The sequence below is a fragment of the Pedobacter sp. AC190 genome (assembly GCF_979258025.1).
This window is the reverse complement of the sequence record NZ_OZ409824.1, coordinates 1,523,710-1,549,095: the sequence shown is the minus strand read 5'-3', so window position 1 is coordinate 1,549,095 and position 25,386 is coordinate 1,523,710. Positions and strand designations below refer to the sequence as shown.

Here is a 25,386-nt window from a genome sequence, read left to right as displayed (position 1 = left end):
TAAATAAGTATAAAGTGTTCATTATGAGAGATATCTCGATGATTTTAAAAAACGTTTGGAAGTCGTTATTCCTGTTTTCAGCCATTTCTGTAATTGCGGTTTCTACCGTTAATGCACAAGATGCTGCAGCTGGACGAACACTTTTCAAGGCGAAGTGTACATCATGCCATGCATTAGATGCAAAAATGATTGGTCCTGCCTTAACAGGTGTGAGCGATCGTCACCCAGAAGATTTTCTTTTAAAGTGGATTCCGAACAGTGGTGCATTAATTGCTTCTGGCGATCCTGCAGCTGTTAAGCTTTTCAATGAGAATGGTAAAATAGCAATGACTGCTTTTCCAGAATTGGATGAAGCGAAGGTTAAAGACATTTTAGCTTACATTAAGGAAGGCGAGCCTAAGCCGAAAGCTGGTGCTGAAGGTGCTGCTGCTCCAAAAGATGATACCACTTCAGGTTTATCTATTGCGGGTATCGTTGCAATAGTTTTAGTTGCAATTGTGATTTTAGTAATCTTAGGTCGTGCTTCTAAATTATTAGAGCGCTTAATTCTACAAAAACAAGGTATCGAGATTGAAGAAGATGTGCCATTAAAGGTTGGTGTTCGCAAAATGTTCAAAAACAAGAAATTTGTTATGTTCTTCATTTTGTGTTTAATCATTGCTTTAGGTTCTTGGGGTTGGATGGGTATGTGGAACACTGGTGTTCATACAGGTTACCAACCAGTACAACCAATTAAATTCTCGCATGAGTTACACGCAGGTATCAATCAAATCGATTGCCAGTACTGTCACTCAGGTGCATTTAAATCTAAAAATGCTTCAATTCCATCATTAAATGTTTGTATGAACTGCCACAAAGCGGTACAAGCAAGAACAGAAGATGGTCAAGTCTCTCCTGAGATTAAGAAAATTTACAATGCTTTGGGTTACGATCCTGAAACGCAGAAATACGATAAGAGTAAAGAAAAACCAATGGAGTGGGTACGTGTACACAATCTTCCTGATTTCGCTTACTTCAATCACTCTCAACACGTAGTTGTTGCAGAAGATGCAATTCGTAAAGCAAAAGGATTACAACCAACAGAGCCTGTATGTTTCGCTTGTCATGGTCCTGTTAATACAATGGAAGAAATTTATCAATATTCTCCATTAACCATGAAATGGTGTATTAACTGCCATAAGGAAACTGATATTTCTGGTCAGAAAAATAATGCTTTCTACGCTAAGGTTATCGAAGCGCATGAGAAAATTAAAAAAGGCGAGAAAATTACACCAGCGTTATTGGGTGGTTTAGAGTGTGGTAAGTGCCACTATTAATAGTTAGAGTTTTAGTAAGAACGTTCGATAAACAGTAATATAGCTTAAATGGAAAGCAATAAAAAATACTGGAAAGGCTTAGAGGAGTATAACAATACACCCGATTTTGTTAAAAATAGCAAAAACGAATTCGCCGAGCCACTTCCAATAGAAGATGTTTTAAATGAAGCAGGGTTAAGTACCGTTACCCCACGCCGCGACTTTTTAAAGGCGTTAGGTTTTGGTTTAGGTGCAGTTACTTTGGCGGCATGTCAAACAGCCCCGATTCATAAATCTATTCCTTACCTGGTAAAACCTGAAGAGGTTACTCCAGGTATTCCTAACTATTATACTTCTAGCTTTAACGGCCAGAGTATTTTAGTTAAAACAAGAGAAGGTCGTCCGATTAAAATAGAACCAAATCCAAACGCAGGTAAATTTAACTGTGGTACGGATGCAAGAGCGCAAGCTTCGGTTTTAGATTTATACGATGTATCAAAATTAAAAGCACCAGTTCTTAAAAATGAAGAAACAACTTGGGCTAAGATCGACAGCTTTGTAAAAGGCGAGTTGGCAAAAGCACAAGCTTCAGGTAAAAAGATTCGTATTGTTGCATCAACAGTAAGCAGTCCATCAACAAATGCTGTTTTAGCACAGTTTGTTGCTAAATACCCAGCGGCTAAGTTGGTTCAGTACGATGCGGTTTCTTATACTGGTATTATTCAGGCTAATCAAAATAGTTTCGGTAAAGCAGTTTTACCTAAATACAATTTCGATAAAGCTGATTTAATCGTAAGTTTTGCAGCAGATTTCTTAGGTACATGGATTAGCGGTGAGGAATTTACTTCTCAATATACTGCCAACCGTGACTATAAATCTTTAGAAGGTAAAAAAATGAGCCGCCACATTCAATTTGAAAGTGGAATGAGCTTAACAGGTACAAATGCAGATACACGTGTACCAATTAAATTATCAGAAGAAGGCCCTGCTTTAATTGCTTTATATAACGCAATTACTGGTCAATCTTTACCAGGCGGAACTTTGGGTAACAATACTACTGCTGATAAAGTAATTAAATTAGTTGCTAAAGAACTTACACAAGCTAAAGGCAAATCGTTAGTAGTTTGTGGTTCTAACGATGTTTCAACTCAAATTTTAGTAAATGCCATTAACGCCGCTATCGGCAGTTATGGTACTACCATCGATCTAGATAACCCTTGCTATTTATACGCAGGTAACGATGCTGAATTTAATGGTTTAGTTGCTGAAATGAGCCGTGGAGAAGTTGGCGCTGTTTTATTCTTAAATAGCAACCCTGCTTACGATTTCATGAATACAAAAGCACTTACTGATGCCTTGGCTAAAGTTCCTGCAAAAATCTCTTTCGCAGATAGAGCTGATGAAACAGCTTCACTTTGTGATGCTATTGCGATTAACCATAACTATTTAGAATCGTGGGGTGATGCAAGTGCTTACGAAGGATATTATTCAATCGTTCAGCCTACAATCAACCCAGTTTTCAACAGCCGTCAGGCAGAAGAAAGTTTATTAACATGGGCTGATGCACCAGTTAAAGATTACTATCAGTTTGTACGCAGCAACTGGGAGACTAAAATGTTACCAGCACTTGGTATGTCTTGGTCTGATGTTTTAGAAAAAGGTGTTGTTACTTCTACTGCTAAACCAGCAGCTGCATATAGCTTCAGTCTTTCTTTAGCAGCAGTTGCAACTTCAATTGTAAATAGCAGTAAAGCATTAACAAAAGATATCGAATTACAGGTTTACGAAAACATCCCAATGCGTGATGGTAAAAATGCAAATAATGCATTCTTACAAGAATTACCTGATCCAGTTTCAAAAGTAACTTGGGATAATTATGTTGCTCTTGCACCTAAATTCGCAGAAAAATTAAAAATAAAAGAATTTGATGTTGTTACTGTTAAAGGAAGCAACGGATATTCAGTTGACTTACCAGTACTTATTCAACCAGGCCAGGCGCAAGGAACAGCTTCAATCGCTTTAGGTTACGGTCGTACAAAAGTTGGTAAAGCAGGTAACGATGTTGGTAAAAACGCATTCCCTTTCATTTCGTTTGTAAATGGAACAATGCAATATGCTACTAACGTAACCATTACACCAACTGGTGGATATTACGAATTAGCACAAACACAAACTCACCACTCTTTCGAAGGTCGTGCAGTAATTAAAGAAGCTACATTCGCAGCATACTTAAAAGATAGTTCTGCAGGTAATCACAAGGGCGATCATAAAAATTATGACCTTTGGGATGAATACGAGAAACCAGGTAACAGCTGGGTTATGGCTATCGATTTAAATGCTTGTACAGGTTGTGGTTCTTGTGTTGTGGCTTGTAACGTAGAAAATAATATTCCTGTTGTAGGACGTGATGAGGTTCGCCGTCGTCGTGAAATGCACTGGATTCGTATCGATCGTTATTATAGCTACGAAACACCAACTGGTGATGTTACAAAAGAAAAAGAAATTGCTAATCTAGAAGATTTAGATCACGTTTCTGTTGTTCACCAGCCAATGTTATGTCAACACTGTGATCACGCACCTTGCGAAACAGTTTGTCCTGTATTGGCAACGGTACACTCATCAGATGGTTTAAACCAAATGGCTTATAACCGTTGTGTAGGTACTCGTTACTGTGCGAATAACTGTCCATACAAAGTACGTCGTTTTAACTGGTTCAACTACTGGAACGATTCACGTTTCGATAACTATTTAAATAACGAGTTTACTCAATTGGTTTTAAATCCTGATGTAACTACACGTTCACGTGGTGTTATGGAAAAATGCTCAATGTGCGTTCAACGTATTCAGGCAGGTAAATTACAAGCTAAAATTGAGAAACGTCCATTAAAGGATGGCGATATTAAAATGGCTTGTCAAGAAGCTTGTTCAGCAAATGCAATCATTTTTGGTGATGCAAACGATCCTAATTCTGAGGTTTCAAAAGCTTTACGTTCTGAGCGTATCTACTACGTTTTAGAAGAGATAAACGTGAAACCAGGTATCGGATATATGACAAAAATTAGAAATACAGATACAACAGTACAAGCGTAAGCTTTAGTATAAAGAAAATACAAATTATGTCAGGACATAACGAATCAATACTTAGAGAACCATTAATTACCGGCGATAATATCACGTATGCAAAAATTACGGACGATATTTTAATGCCGGTAGAAAATAAGCCAAACAAAGCTTGGTGGATTGGGTTCATTTTTGCCTCACTAGGTGCTTTACTTTGGGTTGTAGCAGTAAGCTACACTTTCTGGAATGGTATCGGTGCATGGGGTTTAAATAAAACAGTGGGTTGGGCATGGGATATTACCGGCTTCGTATGGTGGGTAGGTATCGGTCACGCCGGAACACTTATTTCAGCTGTACTTTTACTCTTCCGTCAAAACTGGCGTAACTCCATTAACCGCTCGGCAGAGGCGATGACAATCTTTGCGGTAATATGTGCGGCAACTTATGTTGTATCTCACATGGGCCGTCCTTGGTTAGCTTATTGGGTTTTACCTTTACCAAATCAATTTGGATCACTTTGGGTAAACTTTAACTCGCCACTTGTATGGGATATGTTTGCAATCTCAACTTATTTCTCTGTATCCTTATTATTCTGGTATACAGGTTTATTGCCAGATATTGCAACCATTCGCGACCGTGCTACAGGCATGCGCAAAAAGGTTTATACAATTTTTTCATTCGGATGGAGTGGAAGTGTTAAAACCTGGCAACGTTTCGAAGCTGTGTCTTTAATCCTTGCAGGTATTTCTACACCACTTGTATTATCGGTGCACACTATTGTATCAATGGACTTTGCAACATCAGTAATTCCAGGATGGCACACTACAATTTTCCCTCCTTACTTCGTTGCAGGTGCAATTTTCTCAGGCTTCGCGATGGTGTTAACCTTATTATTGGTTGCACGTAAAGTATTAGGTCTTGAAAACTACATCACAATGTTCCACATTGAGTCGATGAATAAAATCATCATCTTAACAGGTTCAATTGTAGGTGTGGCTTACTTAACTGAATTCTTTATTGCATGGTATTCTGGTTCAGAATATGAGCAGTATGCATTTATCAACCGTTCTACCGGTCCTTACTGGTGGGCATATTGGATGATGATGACTTGTAATGTAATCTCTCCACAATTACTTTGGTTTAAGAAAATCCGTTTAAGTATCAGAGCAACATGGATTTTATCAATTGTAGTAAACATTGGTATGTGGTTCGAACGTTTCGTAATTATCGTTACTTCATTACACCGTGATTATATTCCTTCAAGTTGGGCAATGTTTTATCCAACATGGGTTGATGTAAGTGTGTTCGTGGGTTCAATCGGGCTATTCTTTACTTTGTTCTTATTATTCTTAAGAGTATTACCTTCAATCGCTATAGCAGAGGTTAAGTTATTATTGAAAACTGCAAGTGAGCAGGCTAAGATGAAACAGATTAAAGAAGGACATGAGAATAAAGAGTATGTAGCAGAATACATAGAGTCTTTAGAAAAATTTGATAGTGTTAAACAAGAAGATTACGCAAAAATATAACAATGAGTGATATCAAATATATTTTAGGCAGCTTTGGCGATCCTGATGAAATGATGCATGGCATCGATAAACTTCAGGAAAATAACATCAGTATTTATGATGTTTATACCCCAATGCCTATACACGGAATAGAAGCCAAATTAGGAGTTAAAAGATCGAGAATTGATATCGCTGCATTTTGCTTTGGTATTACAGGTACCTGCGCAGCTTTTGCATTAATTTATTTTTGTGCAGTAATCGATTGGAAAGTAAACATAGGTGGTAAACCATCATTTGCATTGCCGGATTTTATTCCGATAATGTTCGAACTTACAGTATTATTCTGTGCTTTCGGTATGGTATTAACTTACTATGCTTCTACACACTTATTTCCAGGTAGAGCACCAAGAGTGATGGATTTACGTGCTACTGATGACCGCTTTGTTATCGCAGTAGATGCACACGAAAATGCAGCTCACACCGTAATTGATGGTTTATTAAAAGATGCCGGTGCTTTAGAAGTAAAGTATAATGAAAGGAAGTACATTAGCTATGAATAAGAATAAATTTGTTTATGCCGCGTTTTTAGCTATCGCTTTTGCAGCTACTTTTTCGGCTTGTAAAGATAAACGCAGTACTGGTTTAGAATATGCCAGGAACATGTATGATCCGATTGCTTACAATCCAGATCAGCCAAACAAAAATTTTAAAGATGGTAAAACTGCACAATTACCACCTGCAAATACAAAACCAGTAGGTTTTGAAGAATATGATAAATATCCTAATACTTTAGAAGGTTACAATGAAGCTGGTGCAAAAATGGTAAATCCATTACCAGTAGATAGTACAAACCTTGCACAAGGTAAACACTCTTTTGTAGTTTTCTGTGCGCCATGTCATGGTGAAAAAGGAGATGGACAAGGTCATTTAGTTAAAATTGAGAAATTTAACGGTGTTCCTGCTTATCAAACTGGTGCTTCATCAAGAGGTGGAAATATGGCAGATCTTACCGCTGGTAAAATTTATCATACCATTACATATGGTGTAAATAACATGGGCTCGCATGCTTCACAAATCTCGCCAACAGATCGTTGGAAAGTGGTGATGTATGTTCAACAATTACAAAAAGGACAATAAGTAAAGCAGAATATAAATGGGAACTCACAATATTAATTTTAGTGAACAATTTGAGTTTACAGGAAAAGTTAAAACTTTAAGTATAGTTGGTATCGCTTTAGGTATCGCTGCTGTTGCTTATGGTTTCATCGCTGGTGATAAAGTTATGCACGAGCGTACTTTTGCCAACCTGTTGCTTATGGGATATTACTTTGCATGCGTTTGTATGTCTGGTATGTTTTTCCTAGCAATTCAATTTGTTGCTCAGGCAGGCTGGTCTGCTTCAATTTTACGTGTACCGCAAGCTATGGCAAAAACATTGCCTATTGCTGCTGTAATACTTGTTGTAATTATTTCTGCAGGTTTATACACACACAACTTATATCACCACTGGAATGCTGAAGGTTTAACTGACCCTAACAGTCCACACTATGACTCTATCATCGCTGGTAAATCAGTATTCTTAAACGTACCATTCTTTTTAGGGCGTCAGGTTGTGTTTTTAGGTGTTTACAGTATTTTTGCCATGCTTTTCGTTAAGCTTTCATATAATGAAGATTTAGCAGGTGGATTAAATTCGTACAGAAAGAGCTTTAAAAATGCTTGTATCTTTTTAGTGATTTACGGTTTTACAACTCCAATTTTTGCTTTCGATACCATCATGTCATTAGAGGCTCACTGGTTCTCTACCATGTTCGGCTGGTATAACTTTGCAGCAATGTGGGTAAGTAGTTTAGCAACTATTGCAATTATACTTATTCTATTAAGAAGAGCAGGTTATATGCAATGGGTTAACAATAGCCACTTACATAACTTGGGTCAATTTATTTTTGGTTTCTCTATCTTCTGGACTTATGTATGGTTCGCACAGTTCTTGTTAATTTACTATGCAAACATGCCAGAGGAAACTGTTTATTTCTACAGACGTTTTGAATATTACAAGTTTTGGTTCTTCTTAAACCTTGCAATGAATTTCTTAGCGCCAGTATTATTATTAATGGATAGAGATAATAAGAGAACAGATGTTAAGTTACTATTTGTTTCCATCATCGTATTATTAGGCCATTGGGTAGATTATTATCAAATGATTATGCCAGGTGCTGTAGAAGATGGACATAACGGTTTTGGAATTGTTGAGATTGGTACTGCTATAGGTTTTGTAGGATTGTTTACCTTTACGGTTTTAACAGCGCTTAGTAAAAAACCATTAATAGCAAAAAATCACCCTTTACTACAAGAAAGTTTGCATCATCAGCTTTAATTGATGATTTTATAAAAGCGAATATTTTAATTATTATATAGAAGTACAGCGTACTACTTTTAAGAAAATGAGTTTAAGAAAGTTAATCACGAATAAAACGACCGCAGCTCTAGCAGTATTACTTACTGTTTTTGCAAACACGAGCGTATTTGCTCAAGATGCAGCAGCAGGTGCTGCAGCGGCAACAAAAGTTGATATGGGCGAGGTTTATAAATCAGTAATATTTTATATACTGATATTCCTGGCCGTATGTTTATTCATCGCAATTATCGGTAAATCGATAAGAGTTTATGAATTAAGCCGCGAAGCACAAGGAAAGCCTGTAGGCATTAACTGGAACAGAGTACACGCAAGTTTATTTGCGTTATTCCTAGTTTTAGGTTTATATGGTGTTTATTGGGAATATACAGTTCACGGCGCAATGTTATTGCCTGATGCAGCTTCTGTACACGGAAAACGCATCGATGAGATGTTTAACTTAACATTAATTATAACAACCATTGTTTTCGTAGTTACGCACATCTTATTATTCGGTTTCTCTTATTTGTATAAATATTCTGCTAAAAGAAAAGCATACTACTATCCACACAACAATACAATTGAAAAAATCTGGACGATAGTTCCTGCTTTAGTTTTAACTGTGTTAGTGTTAATGGGCTTTTTAACATGGAGATCTATTTTCTACAAAGTAGATGATCCTAAAAATATGCCGATTCAAATTGAAGTTACCTCAGAACAGTTTAAGTGGTCTATCCGCTATCCAGGAGCTGATGGAGTTGTAGGTCATAAAAACTATAAGTTAACTACTGCTACAAATACTTTAGGTATCGATTTTAAGGATATAAAATCTCGTGATGATCAAATGGCTGATGAGATGGTTATTCCTGTAGGTAAGCCAATAAAACTTCTTTTAGCAAGTAAAGATGTTATCCACAGTTTCTATATGCCTCATTTCAGAGTGCAATTAAATACTGTACCAGGTATGCAAACTATTTTTGAGTTTACACCTACAATTACTACTGCAGAGATGCAGCAAAAAACAAACGATCCAAATTTTCACTACTTATTCTATTGTGCTAAAATTTGCGGTTCTGGTCACTATAATATGCAAAAAGTTGTACGTGTAGTTTCTGAAGAGGAATACAAAACCTGGTTAGCAGAACAGAAAACGTATTTAAACGATGATTTAAGAAAACAATTTAATTTGCCAGTTGCACCTACTGCTGTTAAAGCAGAAGCAGATTCGACAGCTACAGATTCATTAGCTGCGAATACAAACAAAATGGCCTTAAATAAATAATATACCGAAGAGCGAAAAGAATTATGTCAACAATAGCATTACACGACGAACACAATCACGATCACGCTGATCACGGGCACCATAAGGAGACGTTAATCTCGAAGTATATCTTCAGTATGGACCATAAAATGATTGCCAAGCAATATTTGATAACAGGTATTATTATGGCTGTTATTGCAATGGTATTATCAATTTTATTCCGTATTCAATTGGCTTGGCCAGATAAAAACTTTCCATTCTTAGAAACTTTTTTAGGTAAATGGGCAGAAGGTGGTCGTATCAAATCAGATTTCTATCTTGCTTTGGTTACCATTCACGGTACCATCATGGTATTCTTTGTATTAACCGCTGGCTTAAGTGGTACTTTTAGTAATTTATTAATCCCATTACAAATTGGAGCTAGAGATATGGCATCGCCGTTTCTTAATATGCTTTCATACTGGTTCTTCTTTGTTGCCTGTGTGATTATGATGGGTTCATTTTTTGTTCAAACTGGACCTGCATCGGGTGGTTGGACCGTTTATCCGCCTTTATCAGCCATTCCAACAGCAATACCAGGATCAGGTACAGGTATGACCATGTGGTTGATCAGTATGGTACTTTTCGTGGCATCATCTTTAATGGGTGGTATTAACTATGTTAGTACAATCTTAAATATGCGTACTAAAGGTATGGATTTATGGAAAATGCCTTTAACGATTTGGGCTTTCTTCTTAACTGCTATTTTAGGTATCTTGTCATTCCCAGTATTAGTTGCTGGTGTTGTATTATTAGTATTCGATAGAAGTTTTGGAACAAGTTTCTACCTATCTGATATCGTAATGGGTACGAATATTTTACCTAATGAAGGTGGTTCTCCAATCTTATGGCAACACTTATTCTGGTTCTTAGGTCACCCTGAGGTGTACATTGTAATTATGCCAGCTTTGGGTATCTCATCAGAAGTTATTTCAGTAAATTCACGCAAACCAATTTTCGGTTACCATGCAATGGTTTATTCGTTAATTGGTATTACCGTACTTTCGTTCATCGTTTGGGGTCACCATATGTTTGTAACAGGTATGAATCCATTATTGGGTGGCGTATTTATGATTACAACGCTAATTATTGCTGTACCATCGGCTGTAAAAACATTCAATTATTTAGCAACTTTATGGAGAGGTAACATCCGTTTCACTCCAGCAATGTTATTTGCAATTGGTTTAGTATCATTCTTTATTTCGGGTGGTTTAACTGGATTATTCTTAGGTAATGCATCATTAGATATTAACTTACACGATACGTATTTTGTAGTTGCCCACTTTCACTTAGTAATGGGTTCTGCTGCTATATTTGGTATGCTTGCAGGTGTTTATCACTGGTTTCCTAAAATGTTTGGAAGAATGATGAATCCTAAATTAGGTTACCTGCATTTCTGGTTAACTTTTATTGCTGCCTATCTGGTTTTCTTCCCATTACACTTCTTAGGTTTAGATGGTGTTCCACGTCGTTACTATGCATTCACAGAATTTGAATTCATGAAGAAATGGTTAACTGTTAACGTATTTGTAACTTGGGCTGCTATTTTAGCTGCTTTAGCTCAGGTAGCGTTCTTATTTAACTTCTTCTATTCAGTTTTCAAAGGAAAGGTTGCACCTCAAAATCCTTGGGAATCAAATACATTAGAATGGACTGCTCCAGTAGAACATATTCACGGAAACTGGCCAGGTGAAATTCCAACTGTTTACAGATGGCCATACGATTATAGCAAACCAGGTCATGATGAAGATTTTATTCCTCAAACGGTTCCTTTCTCTCAAACAATGAGCTCTAACTTACCTCATGACTTTGAAGGAAATACTGAAGCTGAAAAAATTCAACAAGACTGGGAAGCTGCCAATCCTGTGACACAAAATAAGGGCTAGTTAGATAGCTTTAACAAAATTTTAAAAGGGGTATCTGATTAAGTTTCTGCTTATCCGGATACCCTTTTCATCTTAATAGATATATGATCACCAGATCGGAGCAACGTTTTATTAGAATTAACCTTATAACCATTATCGTTACGCTATTGGTTATACTTGCGGGTGGTATTGTACGTAGTACTGGCTCCGGTATGGGTTGTCCTGATTGGCCGAAATGTTTCGACAGGTATATTCCACCTACTGATATTTCTCAATTGCCAGCAAACTACAAAGAAAAGTATGTAGCAGGAAGAATTAAGAAGAATGAGAAGTTTGCCAAGTATTTAGAAAGCATGGGCAAAAAGGAATTAGCAGATAGTATTAGACACGATCAAACTATTTCAGTTCCTGAAGAATTTAATCCTGCTAAAACTTGGACTGAATATTTGAATAGATTAGCTGGTGTTTTAGCTGGAATATTTTTATTTCTTACAGCTGCTTATTCGTTTATTTATAAAAAAACAGCCAAACGAATAATTGTTTTAAGTGTATTAAATGTTTTTGTAGTTGGGTATCAAGCTTGGCTAGGTTCAATAGTGGTTTCAACTAATTTAATGCAGTGGGTTGTTACTGTTCATATGCTTTTGGCTTTAGTAATTTTGGCAATCTCTATTTACACTTACAACTACGCGAAGCAGTTGCACAAAGAGCCTTCGGTTATTATGTATCGAATAGCATGGTTAAAAGGCTTTATGTTTTTTACTTTAGCCGTTAGTATTGCTCAGATTATTTTAGGCACTGAAGTTCGAGAAGCTATTGATGTTATTGCCAAGTCGCTATTATTTAATGAACGAAATACTTGGATTTCTAAAGTAGGATCAGTTTTTAATTACCATAGAGATCTAGCCATTTTGGTTGTAATATCAAACGGTATAATTTATAAAATGGTAATTGATAGATTTAGTGGGAAAGCAGCTCCCTTATTAACGGCTAGATTTATACTATTAACATTACTAATTCAGGTATTGAGCGGGTTTATATTAGCTTATATTTCTTTACCACCATTTGCACAAGCATTGCATATATTATTTTCGACAATGCTATTTAGTTTACAGTTTTATCTGTTCCTGTTGGTTTATAGAACAAGAACTTACAAACAATAATAATAAGAAAGTTGAAACAAATTTTTTCAGATTTTTCTAAGCTCATTAAATTCAGACTCTCCTTTACGGTAGTGTTCTCTGCATCTATTTCTTTTTTAATAGGTCAGAAAATGCAGGTTGGGAGAGGGCATATTCCTGCTATTGATTGGGGAAATTGGCTGATATTGATTGCTGGTGGATTTTTGGTTACTGCAGCAGCAAATTGCTTTAATGAAATTATTGAGGTTGATTTGGATAAACTGATGAGTCGCACCAAAGACAGACCCATGCCTGCTGGAAGAATGACTACAGGACAAGGTTTGATATTAGGCATTTTTATGGCCTTTTTAGGTACATGGCTTTTAGGACAACTAAATTTAGAAACTGGATTACTTTCAGTCTTTTCGATATTATTATATGCCTTTGCTTATACACCATTGAAAAGAAAGTCGCCAATTGCGGTATTTGTAGGTGCAATTCCAGGTGCATTACCTCCACTTATTGGCTATTTGGCAGCATTTGGAAGTTTAAAGGCTGAAATGTTTCACGAAATTGATTACTACATTGCTGGTATATTGTTTCTCATTCAGTTTGTTTGGCAGTTTCCACATTTTTGGTCAATTGCATGGGTATTGGATGATGATTACAAGAAAGCAGGTTTTAGATTGCTTCCTACAAAGAAAAGAGATAAAACAACCGCATTGGTTACCTTTGTAAGTACATTAATATTAATTCCTGTAAGTTTACTTCCTACCTTTTATGGTTTTGGTGGTTATTACATTGCAGCACTATCAATTTTAGCTGGAGCTATTTTTAGCTGGTTAGCTTTTAAATTGTTTTTGAGTAGAGAACTTGTTGATGCAAAGAAGCTGATGTTTTGTTCTTTTTTTTATATACCTGCGGTACAGTTGGTATTAATGTTTGATTTTATAGCAAAATAATTATTTATGGTTTTAACAATGGAAAATACAACAGATATATTCGACCCTAAGCCCAAGAAGTTTATTGTATGGCTTTTTGTCGTTTCATCTACCATTATGTTTGGCGGTTTTACCAGTTATTATTTGGTATTTGCAGCTTCGAAAGGTAAAGGACATGGATTAGTGCTTCCAGATGCTTTTATTTACAGTACGTTATTAATTATAGCAAGCAGTGTTACCTTAACATTAGCTTCGAGAGCATTAAGAAAGTTAAATTTTGGTTTACAGAGGAAAATGCTTTGGCTAACCATTATTTTAGCCTTCGGTTTTGGCTTTATGCAGTTTGCCGCATGGGGTAGCATGGTTAAAACTGGTGCAACTTTAGTTGGAAATAATGCTGCGATATCATTTATTTATGTAGTGCCTTTAATGCACTTATTTCATATTATTGCAGGTTTAGGCTTTATAACCAGTATCTTAGTAGGTAGCTACAAGAATATTTCTTTAGCTAGAAATAAGTTCCGTATGGAAATTACTTCTATTTTTTGGCATTTTGTAGATATATTATGGATATATCTGTATGTTTTTTTACTTTTGAACCGTTAAATTTGTTAACAAACTATTATACTTTTTCCCAATGAATTCAGTATCACAATTAGATCAAGTTAAAACCGGACCTTGGAGTGGCGGTCGTTCTCCGTGGTCGGTAGAATATGGTAAAATCATGATGTGGTTTTTCCTCTTATCAGATGCTTTTACATTTTCATCTTTATTGATTTACTACGGCGCTCAGCGTTTTTCTAAATTAACCTGGCCTGATCCTGATTTGGTTTTCCAATCAATTCCAGGTGTAATGGATAGTGGTGCACCGTTAGTTTTTGTAGGTATCATGACCTTTATCCTGATTTTAAGTTCTGTAACTATGGTAATGGCTGTAGAGGCTGGTCACCGTCGTGCAAAGAAAGAAGTTATTTGGTGGATGGTAGCAACTATCATTGGTGGTTTTATGTTCTTAGGCTGTCAGGCATTAGAATGGACTCACTTATTCCACGAAGGTTTTGGATGGGGAGAAATTCCTACTACGGAAAAGTTACATCATTTATTTAACGGAGATGTTTCTTTAGTAGCTGCTCAGCAGTTTTCTAACTTATTCTTCACTATTACAGGTTTTCACGGTTTCCACGTATTTAGTGGTGTAATGATTAATATCATCATTCTAGTCATGACAATTAATGGTACATTCGAAAAAAGAGGTCATTATTTGATGGTTGAAAAAGTTGGTTTATATTGGCACTTCGTAGATTTAGTATGGGTGTTTGTATTTACATTCTTCTATTTGGTTTAATTTTAATTTTTAAAAATATTTAACATGTCAGAACATCCAAATACAGCAGAAGGTCACGAGCACGATGATCATGGTGGAATGAATAAGGCTAAAATCTGGAAAGTTGCAGGTATTTTATCTTTAATCACTGGTATTGAGTTTATTATCGCACTTTGGGCAATTCCAGGTGGACATATCCCTCAACACATAGGTAACTATATTTATATCGCTTTAACGTTAGTAAAAGCATTTTATATTGTAGCTTACTTTATGCACTTAAAATTTGAAAAGCTAGGTTTGCAACTTGCATTAACGGTAACATTTATTTTTATTATTTACTTTTTAGTTTTAATGCTAATAGAAGGTGGTTTTATATTCCATCATTCTCCTAATTTTTAATGAGACCTATTTCAATAAAAAAAACTTTGATCCTGGTAAGCATATTAGCTATACCAGGATTTTTGTTTTTCTACCTATTGCCCAAATTTGCTAAAAACAGGTACAAGAGCCTTCCAATTTATGGCGAAAAGATTGTTGCCAAAACTTTTCATTCGGTAAAAGGGAAACAAATTCCTGATACCATTTACCATACAGTTCCCGATTTTAGTTTAGTTAACCAGGAAAATGAGACTATTAATTGGACGTCATTAAAAGGGAAAATTGTTATTCTAAATCTTTTTTATAGAGAGAGCTCGTTAAAAGATGTAAATACAAATGTTAAAAGCATTGCTGATGGGTACCAGAAAAATCCATTAATTAGGTTTTTAAGCCTGTCGGTAAATCCTAAAGATAACCCGTCTAACTTAAAAGATTTAGTTTCTTCTTTAGAAGCAAAGTCAGGTAAATGGGATATTTTAAGTGGAGATACTTTGCTAACCTATCCATTTATTCGCCATGGATTGCTACTAGATATGATATATCATGAAGAAGCAGGGGAGACTAAATTTATTTATGGTAATAAAATTATCCTTTTAGATAATCAGCATAGAATTAGAGGTTACTATGAGGCAACTAATCCTGATGCTTTAGCCAAACTAGACGACGAAATCAAAGTTCTTGTCGCAGAAGACCTGCGGAATTTAAAAGATGGTAGATAAAACCAAACCAACAAAATTATTAATATCAAATCCCTGAAGTTTATTAATCTGATGGAAAAAAGCTCAATAGAAAAAAAATATAATAAGTGGATCATTGTATTATCAATTGTTATACCTGTAGCAGTTGCTGCTCTCTTCGTAGTTAAACTAAAAGATTTAGGTTTTGATGTGAGTCCACTTCCATTTTTACCACCAATTTATGCAGGTATTAATGGTGTAACAGCTGTATTATTAGTGGTTGCGGTTTGGGCGATCAAAAACGGAAAGATACAGTTACATCAAAATTTAATGAAAACAGCAATAGGCTGTTCTTTACTGTTTTTAGTGATGTACATCGCCTATCATATGACAACGCCTTCAACAAAATTTGGAGGAGAGGGAGCTATAAAATATGTTTACTTTTTCATTTTATTAACACATATACTTTTATCAATTGCAATAATACCGCTGGTTTTGGTAACTTATGTAAGGGCGTTAGCAGAAAGATTTGATCGGCACAGAAAAATAGCCAGAATTACTTTTCCATTATGGCTTTATGTAGCCATAACAGGAGTTGTAGTTTATCTGATGATATCGCCGTATTATCAGTATTAATCATTATAAGACAATAATAAGTTCAACTTTATAGTTGGGCTTTTTTTATGACACAATTTTTAAGTCCATCAAAGCGTTTATCTGTATATTTGTGGTGATGAAGAAAAAAGCAATTTTTATCTTATTAGTATTCGCATTAATCTTTTCAATTTCTCCAAAAGTTAATGCACAGTGTGCTATGTGCACAATTAATGCCGAACAAGGTGTTAAAAATGGTAATACTCAAGCTGCTGGATTAAACACTGGCGTTTTGTATTTACTGGCTATTCCTTATTTGCTTGCAACTGTTGTAGGTATAATCTGGTATAAAAAATATCGTAAGAAAAATGTTCATTTGAATATGAAATCAGATTCTATTAATATGAATTAGAATTATGTCTGAAAAAACTTCCAAACTGTATGCAATAGTTCATGCAAAATGTGCGCATTGCAGAAGAGGGAATATTTTTACAGGTAGTATGTACGGTTTCAATATTCAACACACCAAAGAAATTTGTAGTCACTGTGGTCAGCGAATAGAAATAGAACCAGGCTATTTTTATGCGGCTATGTATGTAAGTTACGCAATGAACGTTATCGAAATGCTTATCGTTAGTTTCATTACTTATTTATGTGTGGGCCCATTAGAAGATAATACGTTCTGGACTTATTTAATTGCAATTTTTTCTGGCTGTTTTATTCTTTACCCATTCAATTATAGATATTCCAGAATGATTTTGCTCCATGTTTTATCGCCCAATATAAAGTATAAATCATATTACGATAATCCATAGTTTCGATTAAGCTAGAAGCTATATATTAAAAGAACACAGAATTACATGTTAAAGAAAGATACGCTCAGTTTTATTAAAGACGTTGCTGAAAATAACAATAGAGAGTGGTTTGCCGAAAACAAGCCCAGGTACGAAGAATCGAAAGCTAACGTTCTGGAGTTAGTTGCCTCAATTATTCCAGAACTTTCTAAAATAGATCCACTTATTTCTGCCGATTTAGACCCAAAGAAATGTTTATTGCGGATTTACCGCGATGTTCGTTTTAGTAAGAACAAGGATCCATACAAGAATAATTTTGGGATGTGGTTTTCATCTAAAAGTAAAGGTGGAAATGAGCCAGGTTATTATTTACACATTCAGCCAGGCTTAAGCTTTATTGCGGGAGGATGCTGGATGCCAGATGCGGCACATTTAAAACTTATCCGCCAGGAAATAGATTATAATATTGGCGATTTTAAAGACATAATTAATAACAAAGATTTTAAGACTCAGTTTAAATTCGGAGGAGGAGCAGCATTAAAAAATGCACCAAAAGGTTACGATCCAGCCGACCCGAATATTGAATATTTGAAACTGAAAAGCTTTGAGGCTTCGATGAATTTGAACGATGAAGAGTTTTTAAAACCCGATATCGTTAATAAGTTAGTAAGTTCTTTTAGTACAGTAAGCCCATTAGTTGCATTTTTACGAAATGCCATTGAGCAATAATTTTTAATTTAACTGATCAGATTTAATAAGTTAAATTTTGATATAATCTTTAAACATAAAATGAAAAATATCTTTTTAGCCTTCGCGATTTCTCTGTTTGTAACCTCATTCACTTCTTGTGTAGTTCTTTCTCCTAAAAAATATAAAGCTTTATTGGGCACTAAAGATTCTTTGTATACTGCATTTAATGAAGGCTTAATTAAAATCGAAAATCTGGAAGACGAAGTTAAAAAACTCAAAAAAGATACAACCTTAATGGGCGAGGATCTTCGAGATTTACAAAGTCGTTTTAGTGATGTAAATTCTAGTTACAATAAACTTAAAAACAATAGTTCTACTGAAATCTCTAAATTGTCTGGCGATTTAGCTGCTCGTGAAAAGCGCTTGAAGGAAGTTGAAGAAGTGCTTCGTAAGCGTGATGAAGCTACAAATCAGTTAAAAGAAAAATTACAGCAAGCCTTGTTAGGTTTTACTAAAAGTGGTTTAACGGTTGAAATCAAGAATGGTAAAGTTTATGTTTCACTTATGGATAAGCTTTTGTTTCCATCTGGCAGTATAATTATAGATGAAAATGGTAAGAAAGCATTAGCGCAATTGGCTAAGGTTTTAAAAGAGCAGCCAGAAATTAATATTGCTGTGGAAGGGCATACAGATAATCAAAAGGTTAATAATTTAGGTCAAATAAAAGATAACTGGGATTTAAGCGTTTTGCGTTCTACTTCTGTTGTACGTTATTTAACCGAAATTGAGAAAGTAGAAGGTGTTAGAATGACCGCAACAGGCAAAGGCGAGTATCAACCTTTAGGCCCAAATACTGGTGCTGATGGAAGAAGTAAAAACAGAAGAATTGAAATTGTACTTTCACCAAAATTAGATGAGTTGTATAATTTAATAAAGTAAAATATTTAAGTGATAACAAAGCCTTGCGAAGAAATTTGCAGGGCTTTATTGTTTTCTGAAAATAAAATCCTACTAAACTTTACCAGGTTAATTCTATGTATTAACTTAAATCTTTGTAATTTTCGCTTATCAATTCCTTTCATGAAAGTAAACATATATCCAGGCTTAATTTTTCGAACACCTAAGTTTTCATATCAATCTGAGCTTAAGGATTGTTGGGAAGAGCTTAAAGCAGCAATCGCTATATCATCAGATGCTTTTTATCAAACTATTAAAGATGTAAAAGCTGATGATTTGAACTTGTTGCCGCCAAAAATATTTTTTACGATATGGAAGTACTATAACAGAGCTAAGTTTCGCTCTACGCCTTACGGTACATTTGCAGGTTTTAGCATTCTGGATGATGGGCTAGGTAATTCGCAAACTGAAATTAAAGTTGCAGAGAAGCAAATTGTTCATCAATTTGTAGATTGGCCGTATAAAAATAAGCTAGAATTTTCGCTTTCAGAATTCCTTAAAAACAACTGCTTACTTTTTGCAAACAGCAGTTATTATTTCACTACAACAAGCATAAGATATATTGCTTGCACCGATGGTTTGTTCGAACTCGCAGAAATCGATCAGAATGATTTTGTTCTTCAAATTCTTAGGGGTTGCTCGGAGCCCATTACGGTTAATTCTTTACTAGAAAAACTGAATATTTCTGAGGATGGAAAAGAAGATGTTTTTTCTCTACTGGAAGATATGTTGTCTTTACAGCTTTTATTAAGCGACCACGATCCAAATATCATTGGAGAAGATTATTTTAAACGACTTAATATACAACCGTCGGCAGAAACTAATGAATATTTAATTGCTGAAAGAACTGTTATTTCTGGGGGTGTTGATGAAAAACTGCTTCAATCTGTTCCAGGTTTAATTAACTTGATGCAGCATATTTTACCTATTGATGGGCGAGATGCGTTAAAAGATTTTATAAATAAGTTTAGAAAGAAATTTGAACAAAACGAAATTCCATTATCAATGGCTTTAGATCCTGAAATGGGAATTGGTTATGATGAGCTGGAACAGGCTGGACAAGGTGATGATTTTATAGCCCAGTTTCATGGTAAGCAGAATAAAAAGGTAGAAAACGGGAATGAAAAGTTAAAAGAGAATTTTAAAAATATTGTAAACAAAGGTGCTTTCCTTTCTAAAGATGAAATTCGTTTGGATAAATTGGGTATCCAATTATCAGATCAGCCTGTAATTATACCGAATTCATTCAGTATGTTAATGTCTATTACTGATGATTTGGTATGTGTAGATCAAACAGGTGGAAGCACGGCGAATGCATTAAGCGGTCGTTTTACAATGGCAAGTAATAATGTTTACGCACATTGTAAAAGTATTTCGAAAATAGAGCAAAAAGCAAATCCCGATATTTTATTTTTTGATGTGGCCTACATGGTCGAAACCAACGTAGATAATATAAACAGGCGAAAACTAATTTATAACAATCAATTATCAATACTAAATTTCGATACTTCGGATGAGCCGCTTACATTAGATGATATTATGCTTTCTGTTCAGGGAGCTGAAGTTATACTTCGTTCAAAAAAATTAAATAAAAGAATTGTACCGAGAATGGCATCAGCTTATAATTATTCTCGTTCCGATTTATCTGTATTTAGATTGTTATGCGATTTACAACATCAAAATATTCAAACAAATCTTTCTCTTTTTATCGAAACACTATATCCTGAGTTACCATATTATCCAAGAATTCAATACCAAAATATTGTTTTATCTCAACGTAAATGGCAAATACGGAAAGAGGAAATTATTTCCTTAAGTGTTGAAGATTGTAAAGAATATCTAAAAAAACTTGGCTTGGGTAAGTATTTTAAGGCAGGTCTTTCAGATCAAACGTTATGTTTTGAAACAGATAGTAATTCAGATTTAACGGCGTTTCTGTTATATATGCAAAAACAAAGTACAGTCTATTTGGAAGAAGTTATAATTCCTGAAAAAAGTGCTGTTGTAGATGAAGAGGGAAAACCATATTTAGCTCAATTCATATTAAATTTATATCATAATGAAAAGATTTATGATGGATTTAATAAGCTAGTTAAAGATGAAACTGTAGTAAAACAAAGCTTTTTGCCTGGTAGTGAATGGCTATATTTTGAGATTTACTGCCACCAGCAGCGTTCGGATGCAATACTCGGAGGTCCAATTGCTCATTTTTTAGGTGAGCATAATAACCAAATTAAATCATGGTTCTTTATTCGGTATAACGAAAATGGTTATCATTTAAGGTTTAGAGTATTGTTAAATGATAAAAAAGACGGACAACTTCTTACCGAAGCTTTCTCTATCTATCTGGAGCAAGATATCGCAACTGGGTTAGTATCTGATTTGCAATTAAGAACTTACAAACGCGAAACTCAACGCTATGGCAATGGTTTGATCGAGGAAGTTGAAAAGCATTTTTCGAAAGATAGTGAATATGTTTTATCTCTCTTTGAAACTTATGCAGACACAAATAGTAAATATAAATTTTGTGCAGATCTGATTGAAAAAATACAAACAAGCGGATTATTCGATAATAAAATTTTTGCTGAGGTAATCAGAATGATGTCTGATTCGTTTAATATGGAACATAACCTGGAAGCAACCGATTTTAAAAAGATAAATGCACAGTATCAGCTTTATAAAAAAGCCGAATATGCAGAATTAAATGTTGAGCAAAAACATGCATTTGATTTGTTCGCTAAATCATTTATAAACATTCTGCAGGTTTGCAATCCATCAAAAAGGGTACAGCTTTTAACGGATTTGTTTCACATGCACGTTAATCGTTTGTTTAATAAAGATCAACGTACACATGAAATGGTTGTATATTATTTTCTTTTAAAGGACGTGCAACGGAGAAACGCAATGATTAAATAAAGAATGTCTGTTCAACATTCTAATTTAAACCAGCCATTGGGTTGTCTATCTCAACTTTTATTTCTGTAAAGTATCTGTTAAGCGGGTCTTTATAGAATTTAAATGAGTATTTATCTTTATAGAAGTTATTTAAGCGTTTATCAATGTTTTCGATACCAACATGATGGCTTTCTGATTCCTTCTTTTTGACCTCATTAATCATATTGATTGTGGTTATATTCAAACTACTTTTATCGTAATTAATTTGTACCACTGATGGCTGACTAGAATGTGCAATATTACCATGTTTGAACATGTTTTCTACCAATGTAAGTAATATTAATGGAGGAAAGCGGAGGCCAAACAAGTCGCCAGTTACCTCTAAATCAAAGTTAATGGTATTAGCCGTACGAAGTTTGTGTAAGTTGATCAAATGCTCTATTTGCTCTACTTCCTCGCTTAACGGAACTAATTCTGATGCTTCAGGCCGTTTCAAAGCATAACGCATCATTTCTGATAAGTTCATGATTGCATCTGCAGCTAAAGGGGCTTTCTTTCTTGCATCATTATAAATAAAATTTAAGGTATTAAACAAGAAGTGCGGGTTGATTTGGCTACGTAAAAAATTGTTCTGAGATTGAACCAAGTCGTTTTCTAAAGCCTGTTTTTCAATCGTATTTACAAGGTTTTGCTTTTCAAGCTTTTGTACTCTTTTTCTTTCCTTTAAAGAGTTTAAAAGAAATACATATCCTGTACTAAAACCAATGAAATAAAGCGACCTCCATACGGATCTCATTATATAAAGTTCATTGAAGACTAATTTTTCTTTGAATTTGGTTGCAAGAACCGTTGATGTAATGAGGTATTCACTTGGGAATGCAATGGCCATGTAAGCGATTAATTCCAATAGAACAAAAGGAATAATAAACCAGTATTTCGCTCTAAAATTACTCTGAAGAATTTTGTTTATTCCAAATGCATGGAAGTAAAACAAAGAAATATTCATAACATAATGGAGTAAGTAAAATTCTATGTATCCCCATCTTCCGCCAGATGCAATTCCAGTAATAAAAACATCGTAAAGAATAAAAAAAGCCCAGGCTTTAACATGTATATGGTTTTTATTATACCAGTCTTTTATTTTTTGAAAGTTCATTTAAATGGGTTTTATCTACTAAAATATGGAGTTTATCTCCTAAAACAGTGGGTTTGTGTAAAAATTTCGGAGTCGCTTCGATTTCGCCGCACCTTTACAACAGTTAATCAAAACAACAATAATTTAAAATAATCTATATATAATATGAAAGCGCAACACACAACAAAATTAAAAAAGAACACAGCATTTGTTTACAAAAATGTAAAAGGTCAAAACAACTTTAGTACTGATCCGACTGCAAACTCTGTTTTAATCACTCAATCTTCAATGTCAAACATCTTCAACAAATAATAACTGCTACCATGAAAACTCAAAATAACATCAAATTAAAAAAGAACACTGCATTTGTTTACAAAAATGTAAAAGGTCAAAACAACTTTAGTACTGATCCGACTGCAAATTCTGTTTTAATCACTCAATCTTCAATGTCAAACATCTTCAACAAATAATAACTGCTACCATGAAAACTCAAAATAACATCAAATTAAAAAAGAACACTGCATTTGTTTACAAAAATGTAAAAGGTCAAAACAACTTTAGTACTGATCCGACTGCAAATTCTGTTTTAATCACTCAATCTTCAATGTCAAACATCTTCAACAAATAATAACTGCTACCATGAAAACTCAAAATAACATCAAATTAAAAAAGAACACTGCATTTGTTTACAAAAATGTAAAAGGTCAAAACAACTTTAGTACTGATCCGACTGCAAATTCTGTTTTAATCACTCAATCTTCGATGTCAAACATCTTCAACAAATAATAACTGCTACCATGAAAACTCAAAATAACATCAAATTAAAAAAGAACACAGCATTTGTTTACAAAAATGTAAAAGGTCAAAACAACTTTAGTACTGATCCGACTGCAAACTCTGTTTTAATCACTCAATCTTCGATGTCAAACATCTTCAACAAATAATAACTGCTACCATGAAAACTCAAAATAACATCAAATTAAAAAAGAACACAGCATTTGTTTACAAAAATGTAAAAGGTCAAAACAACTTTAGTACTGATCCGACTGCAAACTCTGTTTTAATCACTCAATCTTCAATGTCAAACATCTTCAACAAATAATAACTGCTACCATGAAAACTCAAAATAACATCAAATTAAAAAAGAACACAGCATTTGTTTACAAAAATGTAAAAGGTCAAAACAATTTTAGTACTGATCCGACTGCAAATTCTGTTTTAATCACTCAATCTTCGATGTCAAACATCTTCAATAAATAATTATTAAAAATAATTTAGTAATTGTCGAAATTATTTGATAAATAGCAGTATGAAAACCAATAACATTAGCAAACTGAAAAAGAATATCGCATTTGTTTATAAAAATGTAAAAGCTCAAAATTCTTTCAGCACGGATCCAACTGCAAATTCTGTTTTATTGACACAATCGTCAATGTCAAACATCTTTAACAAGTAGTACTAACTTCTACCAGATTTTAACAAGCTACTTTGTATATAGGCGAAAAAAGCTTCTTTATAGCCTTCCCCAATCTGAATCATTTCGTTATTTACCAATCTAATAATATTGCCGTCAACTTTTTTAATGGCTGCTTTAGCAACGATATTTGATTTGTTAACACGAATAAATGCGTGATTCTCTAAAGCCTTTTCAATTTCCTTTAAAGTAAGATAAGTTGTGTTGGTTTCGGTTTTTGTAATTATCTGAATATAATTCTGCAAGGCCCTGATATATAAAATATCATCAATTAAAATATTCGAGAAAGCATATTTATGGTCGCCTTTGATATAAAGTGCTGCAACCTGATCCGCTTCTTTAGCCGCATTTTTGGCGTTATTAGCTTCTTTCTTCAAAATTCTATCAATGCCCAATGCAAATTTGGCGAATGAAATTGGTTTAAGCAGATATTGATCTGACTGAACATCGAAAGCCTGTAATGCGTAATCTGGATGCGCTGTAGTGAAAATAAGGTATTTAGCTTTCTCTCTAATATTTTTAGCAAGTTCTAAACCATTTATTCCGGGCATATCAATATCCATAAACAACAAATCAATCTCATCGCCTACGCTAATTTCAGTAAGTGCCTGCACCGGACTTGTGAAAGTTTTAAACACAGTTAAACCGGGCATTTCCGCTATGTGGTCAGTTAATACCTCGATAGCATGTTGTTCATCGTCAATAACAACGCATTTTAAATTCATGATGTTTACTAAGTGTGTTTGGAATGATTTGAATGCAAGTTAGCTAAAAAAAGAACTTCTTCATATACCTGTATAAAAAATCTTTTTTTGCTTTTATGGCTAAAATCTTCTGGTTTGGTGTAATATTTCAACAGGTTCGTGTAAAAAACTAACTTATATTTTAATCCTTTTTTAATCTTTATTACTGTTTGCCAAAAACGAATAATTAAAAAGAGGTTGCGATATATATATTGTATCCGATTTTTAGTTAAAAAACAT

General features: G+C 34.4%; 28 protein-coding genes. 26 read left to right on the top strand and 2 right to left on the bottom strand.

Annotated features, from left to right (window positions below; genetic code table 11):
- The first annotated feature begins 23 nt into the window (after positions 1–23).
- The 20 genes from ACZZZI_RS06795 (at position 24) to ACZZZI_RS06700 (ending at position 21,815) form a co-directional block, all read left to right on the top strand.
- Positions 24–1,316, top strand: a complete 1,293-nt coding sequence (locus tag ACZZZI_RS06795) for a c-type cytochrome (protein ID WP_316761798.1) — start codon at positions 24–26, stop codon at positions 1,314–1,316.
- Positions 1,317–1,364: 48 nt separating this feature from the next.
- A complete protein-coding gene (locus tag ACZZZI_RS06790; protein WP_463489001.1) occupies positions 1,365–4,385 on the top strand; it encodes a TAT-variant-translocated molybdopterin oxidoreductase in 3,021 nt (1,006 codons plus the stop codon).
- A 26-nt stretch (positions 4,386–4,411) separates the two neighbouring features.
- On the top strand, positions 4,412–5,884 hold the full coding sequence (nrfD, locus tag ACZZZI_RS06785) for an NrfD/PsrC family molybdoenzyme membrane anchor subunit (RefSeq protein WP_316761791.1): 1,473 nt from the start codon (positions 4,412–4,414) through the stop codon (positions 5,882–5,884).
- Positions 5,885–5,886: 2 nt separating this feature from the next.
- Positions 5,887–6,423: a DUF3341 domain-containing protein gene (locus tag ACZZZI_RS06780; protein ID WP_316761788.1), complete on the top strand. Its 537-nt coding sequence runs from the start codon at positions 5,887–5,889 to the stop codon at positions 6,421–6,423.
- A complete protein-coding gene (locus ACZZZI_RS06775) occupies positions 6,395–7,000 on the top strand; it encodes a c-type cytochrome (protein WP_316761785.1) in 606 nt (201 codons plus the stop codon). The genes ACZZZI_RS06780 and ACZZZI_RS06775 overlap by 29 nt, the downstream gene beginning before the upstream one ends.
- 16 nt (positions 7,001–7,016) lie before the next feature.
- Positions 7,017–8,240: a quinol:cytochrome C oxidoreductase gene (locus tag ACZZZI_RS06770; RefSeq protein ID WP_316761783.1), complete on the top strand. Its 1,224-nt coding sequence runs from the start codon at positions 7,017–7,019 to the stop codon at positions 8,238–8,240.
- 67 nt (positions 8,241–8,307) lie between these two features.
- Positions 8,308–9,540, top strand: a complete 1,233-nt coding sequence (locus ACZZZI_RS06765) for a cytochrome c oxidase subunit II (protein ID WP_344765646.1) — start codon at positions 8,308–8,310, stop codon at positions 9,538–9,540.
- 23 nt (positions 9,541–9,563) lie between these two features.
- A complete protein-coding gene (locus ACZZZI_RS06760; RefSeq protein ID WP_316761775.1) occupies positions 9,564–11,444 on the top strand; it encodes a cytochrome c oxidase subunit I in 1,881 nt (626 codons plus the stop codon).
- Between the two features lie 83 nt (positions 11,445–11,527).
- Positions 11,528–12,586 carry a COX15/CtaA family protein gene (locus ACZZZI_RS06755; RefSeq protein WP_463489000.1) on the top strand — a complete coding sequence of 353 codons (1,059 nt, stop codon included), beginning with the start codon at positions 11,528–11,530 and terminating at the stop codon, positions 12,584–12,586.
- A gap of 11 nt (positions 12,587–12,597) precedes the next feature.
- On the top strand, positions 12,598–13,506 hold the full coding sequence (cyoE, locus tag ACZZZI_RS06750; RefSeq protein ID WP_316761768.1) for a heme o synthase: 909 nt from the start codon (positions 12,598–12,600) through the stop codon (positions 13,504–13,506).
- 18 nt (positions 13,507–13,524) lie between these two features.
- The gene (locus ACZZZI_RS06745) at positions 13,525–14,091 is read left to right on the top strand and encodes a cytochrome c oxidase subunit 3 (protein WP_463488999.1); all 567 of its coding nucleotides are present in this window, start codon (positions 13,525–13,527) and stop codon (positions 14,089–14,091) included.
- A 31-nt stretch (positions 14,092–14,122) separates the two neighbouring features.
- Positions 14,123–14,830, top strand: coding sequence for a cytochrome c oxidase subunit 3 (locus ACZZZI_RS06740; protein ID WP_344765655.1), 708 nt, complete (start codon positions 14,123–14,125; stop codon positions 14,828–14,830).
- Positions 14,831–14,854: 24 nt separating this feature from the next.
- A complete protein-coding gene (locus ACZZZI_RS06735) occupies positions 14,855–15,208 on the top strand; it encodes a cytochrome C oxidase subunit IV family protein (protein WP_316761760.1) in 354 nt (117 codons plus the stop codon).
- Positions 15,208–15,906, top strand: coding sequence for an SCO family protein (locus ACZZZI_RS06730; protein WP_463488998.1), 699 nt, complete (start codon positions 15,208–15,210; stop codon positions 15,904–15,906). The genes ACZZZI_RS06735 and ACZZZI_RS06730 overlap by 1 nt, the downstream gene beginning before the upstream one ends.
- Before the next feature lie 51 nt (positions 15,907–15,957).
- On the top strand, positions 15,958–16,500 hold the full coding sequence (locus ACZZZI_RS06725; RefSeq protein ID WP_463488997.1) for a DUF420 domain-containing protein: 543 nt from the start codon (positions 15,958–15,960) through the stop codon (positions 16,498–16,500).
- Between the two features lie 97 nt (positions 16,501–16,597).
- The gene (locus tag ACZZZI_RS06720) at positions 16,598–16,870 is read left to right on the top strand and encodes a hypothetical protein (RefSeq protein WP_344765661.1); all 273 of its coding nucleotides are present in this window, start codon (positions 16,598–16,600) and stop codon (positions 16,868–16,870) included.
- A gap of 4 nt (positions 16,871–16,874) precedes the next feature.
- Positions 16,875–17,273 carry a DUF983 domain-containing protein gene (locus tag ACZZZI_RS06715; RefSeq protein ID WP_463488996.1) on the top strand — a complete coding sequence of 133 codons (399 nt, stop codon included), beginning with the start codon at positions 16,875–16,877 and terminating at the stop codon, positions 17,271–17,273.
- Positions 17,274–17,318: 45 nt separating this feature from the next.
- On the top strand, positions 17,319–17,981 hold the full coding sequence (locus ACZZZI_RS06710; protein WP_463488995.1) for a DUF2461 domain-containing protein: 663 nt from the start codon (positions 17,319–17,321) through the stop codon (positions 17,979–17,981).
- A 60-nt stretch (positions 17,982–18,041) separates the two neighbouring features.
- On the top strand, positions 18,042–18,881 hold the full coding sequence (locus tag ACZZZI_RS06705; protein ID WP_463488994.1) for an OmpA/MotB family protein: 840 nt from the start codon (positions 18,042–18,044) through the stop codon (positions 18,879–18,881).
- Positions 18,882–19,022: 141 nt separating this feature from the next.
- A complete protein-coding gene (locus tag ACZZZI_RS06700; protein ID WP_463488993.1) occupies positions 19,023–21,815 on the top strand; it encodes a lantibiotic dehydratase in 2,793 nt (930 codons plus the stop codon).
- A gap of 19 nt (positions 21,816–21,834) precedes the next feature.
- Here the strand turns inward: ACZZZI_RS06700 and ACZZZI_RS06695 are convergent, their stop codons facing one another.
- Positions 21,835–22,950, bottom strand: a complete 1,116-nt coding sequence (locus ACZZZI_RS06695) for a sensor histidine kinase (RefSeq protein ID WP_463488992.1) — start codon at positions 22,948–22,950, stop codon at positions 21,835–21,837.
- Between the two features lie 302 nt (positions 22,951–23,252).
- Here ACZZZI_RS06695 and ACZZZI_RS06690 point away from each other — a divergent pair, with 302 nt between their 5' ends.
- The 6 genes from ACZZZI_RS06690 to ACZZZI_RS06665 are packed head-to-tail and all read left to right on the top strand — an operon-like array spanning position 23,253 to position 24,189.
- A complete protein-coding gene (locus tag ACZZZI_RS06690; protein WP_344765673.1) occupies positions 23,253–23,399 on the top strand; it encodes a hypothetical protein in 147 nt (48 codons plus the stop codon).
- 11 nt (positions 23,400–23,410) lie between these two features.
- Complete coding sequence (locus tag ACZZZI_RS06685; RefSeq protein WP_344765673.1) at positions 23,411–23,557, top strand: hypothetical protein; 147 nt, start codon at positions 23,411–23,413, stop codon at positions 23,555–23,557.
- A gap of 11 nt (positions 23,558–23,568) precedes the next feature.
- Complete coding sequence (locus ACZZZI_RS06680) at positions 23,569–23,715, top strand: hypothetical protein (RefSeq protein ID WP_344765673.1); 147 nt, start codon at positions 23,569–23,571, stop codon at positions 23,713–23,715.
- An 11-nt stretch (positions 23,716–23,726) separates the two neighbouring features.
- On the top strand, positions 23,727–23,873 hold the full coding sequence (locus ACZZZI_RS06675) for a hypothetical protein (RefSeq protein WP_344765673.1): 147 nt from the start codon (positions 23,727–23,729) through the stop codon (positions 23,871–23,873).
- A gap of 11 nt (positions 23,874–23,884) precedes the next feature.
- Entirely contained in the window at positions 23,885–24,031 is a 147-nt protein-coding gene (locus ACZZZI_RS06670) for a hypothetical protein (protein ID WP_344765673.1), read from the top strand.
- Between the two features lie 11 nt (positions 24,032–24,042).
- Positions 24,043–24,189 (top strand): hypothetical protein, encoded by a 147-nt coding sequence (locus ACZZZI_RS06665; RefSeq protein WP_344765673.1) that lies wholly within the window; start codon positions 24,043–24,045, stop codon positions 24,187–24,189.
- Positions 24,190–24,387: 198 nt separating this feature from the next.
- Here ACZZZI_RS06665 and ACZZZI_RS06660 read toward each other — a convergent pair whose 3' ends face one another.
- Positions 24,388–25,128 (bottom strand): LytR/AlgR family response regulator transcription factor, encoded by a 741-nt coding sequence (locus ACZZZI_RS06660; RefSeq protein WP_269417051.1) that lies wholly within the window; start codon positions 25,126–25,128, stop codon positions 24,388–24,390.
- Positions 25,129–25,386: the final 258 nt, after the last annotated feature.

Coding starts and splice junctions, on each gene's coding strand:
- ACZZZI_RS06795 (WP_316761798.1), top strand. CDS start 24: ATGAGAGATATCTCGATGATTTTAAAAAACGTTTGGAAGTCGTTATTC.
- ACZZZI_RS06790 (WP_463489001.1), top strand. CDS start 1,365: ATGGAAAGCAATAAAAAATACTGGAAAGGCTTAGAGGAGTATAACAAT.
- nrfD (WP_316761791.1), top strand. CDS start 4,412: ATGTCAGGACATAACGAATCAATACTTAGAGAACCATTAATTACCGGC.
- ACZZZI_RS06780 (WP_316761788.1), top strand. CDS start 5,887: ATGAGTGATATCAAATATATTTTAGGCAGCTTTGGCGATCCTGATGAA.
- ACZZZI_RS06775 (WP_316761785.1), top strand. CDS start 6,395: ATGAAAGGAAGTACATTAGCTATGAATAAGAATAAATTTGTTTATGCC.
- ACZZZI_RS06770 (WP_316761783.1), top strand. CDS start 7,017: ATGGGAACTCACAATATTAATTTTAGTGAACAATTTGAGTTTACAGGA.
- ACZZZI_RS06765 (WP_344765646.1), top strand. CDS start 8,308: ATGAGTTTAAGAAAGTTAATCACGAATAAAACGACCGCAGCTCTAGCA.
- ACZZZI_RS06760 (WP_316761775.1), top strand. CDS start 9,564: ATGTCAACAATAGCATTACACGACGAACACAATCACGATCACGCTGAT.
- ACZZZI_RS06755 (WP_463489000.1), top strand. CDS start 11,528: ATGATCACCAGATCGGAGCAACGTTTTATTAGAATTAACCTTATAACC.
- ACZZZI_RS06745 (WP_463488999.1), top strand. CDS start 13,525: ATGGAAAATACAACAGATATATTCGACCCTAAGCCCAAGAAGTTTATT.
- ACZZZI_RS06740 (WP_344765655.1), top strand. CDS start 14,123: ATGAATTCAGTATCACAATTAGATCAAGTTAAAACCGGACCTTGGAGT.
- ACZZZI_RS06735 (WP_316761760.1), top strand. CDS start 14,855: ATGTCAGAACATCCAAATACAGCAGAAGGTCACGAGCACGATGATCAT.
- ACZZZI_RS06730 (WP_463488998.1), top strand. CDS start 15,208: ATGAGACCTATTTCAATAAAAAAAACTTTGATCCTGGTAAGCATATTA.
- ACZZZI_RS06725 (WP_463488997.1), top strand. CDS start 15,958: ATGGAAAAAAGCTCAATAGAAAAAAAATATAATAAGTGGATCATTGTA.
- ACZZZI_RS06720 (WP_344765661.1), top strand. CDS start 16,598: ATGAAGAAAAAAGCAATTTTTATCTTATTAGTATTCGCATTAATCTTT.
- ACZZZI_RS06715 (WP_463488996.1), top strand. CDS start 16,875: ATGTCTGAAAAAACTTCCAAACTGTATGCAATAGTTCATGCAAAATGT.
- ACZZZI_RS06710 (WP_463488995.1), top strand. CDS start 17,319: ATGTTAAAGAAAGATACGCTCAGTTTTATTAAAGACGTTGCTGAAAAT.
- ACZZZI_RS06705 (WP_463488994.1), top strand. CDS start 18,042: ATGAAAAATATCTTTTTAGCCTTCGCGATTTCTCTGTTTGTAACCTCA.
- ACZZZI_RS06700 (WP_463488993.1), top strand. CDS start 19,023: ATGAAAGTAAACATATATCCAGGCTTAATTTTTCGAACACCTAAGTTT.
- ACZZZI_RS06695 (WP_463488992.1), bottom strand. CDS start 22,950: ATGAACTTTCAAAAAATAAAAGACTGGTATAATAAAAACCATATACAT.
- ACZZZI_RS06690 (WP_344765673.1), top strand. CDS start 23,253: ATGAAAACTCAAAATAACATCAAATTAAAAAAGAACACTGCATTTGTT.
- ACZZZI_RS06685 (WP_344765673.1), top strand. CDS start 23,411: ATGAAAACTCAAAATAACATCAAATTAAAAAAGAACACTGCATTTGTT.
- ACZZZI_RS06680 (WP_344765673.1), top strand. CDS start 23,569: ATGAAAACTCAAAATAACATCAAATTAAAAAAGAACACTGCATTTGTT.
- ACZZZI_RS06675 (WP_344765673.1), top strand. CDS start 23,727: ATGAAAACTCAAAATAACATCAAATTAAAAAAGAACACAGCATTTGTT.
- ACZZZI_RS06670 (WP_344765673.1), top strand. CDS start 23,885: ATGAAAACTCAAAATAACATCAAATTAAAAAAGAACACAGCATTTGTT.
- ACZZZI_RS06665 (WP_344765673.1), top strand. CDS start 24,043: ATGAAAACTCAAAATAACATCAAATTAAAAAAGAACACAGCATTTGTT.
- ACZZZI_RS06660 (WP_269417051.1), bottom strand. CDS start 25,128: ATGAATTTAAAATGCGTTGTTATTGACGATGAACAACATGCTATCGAG.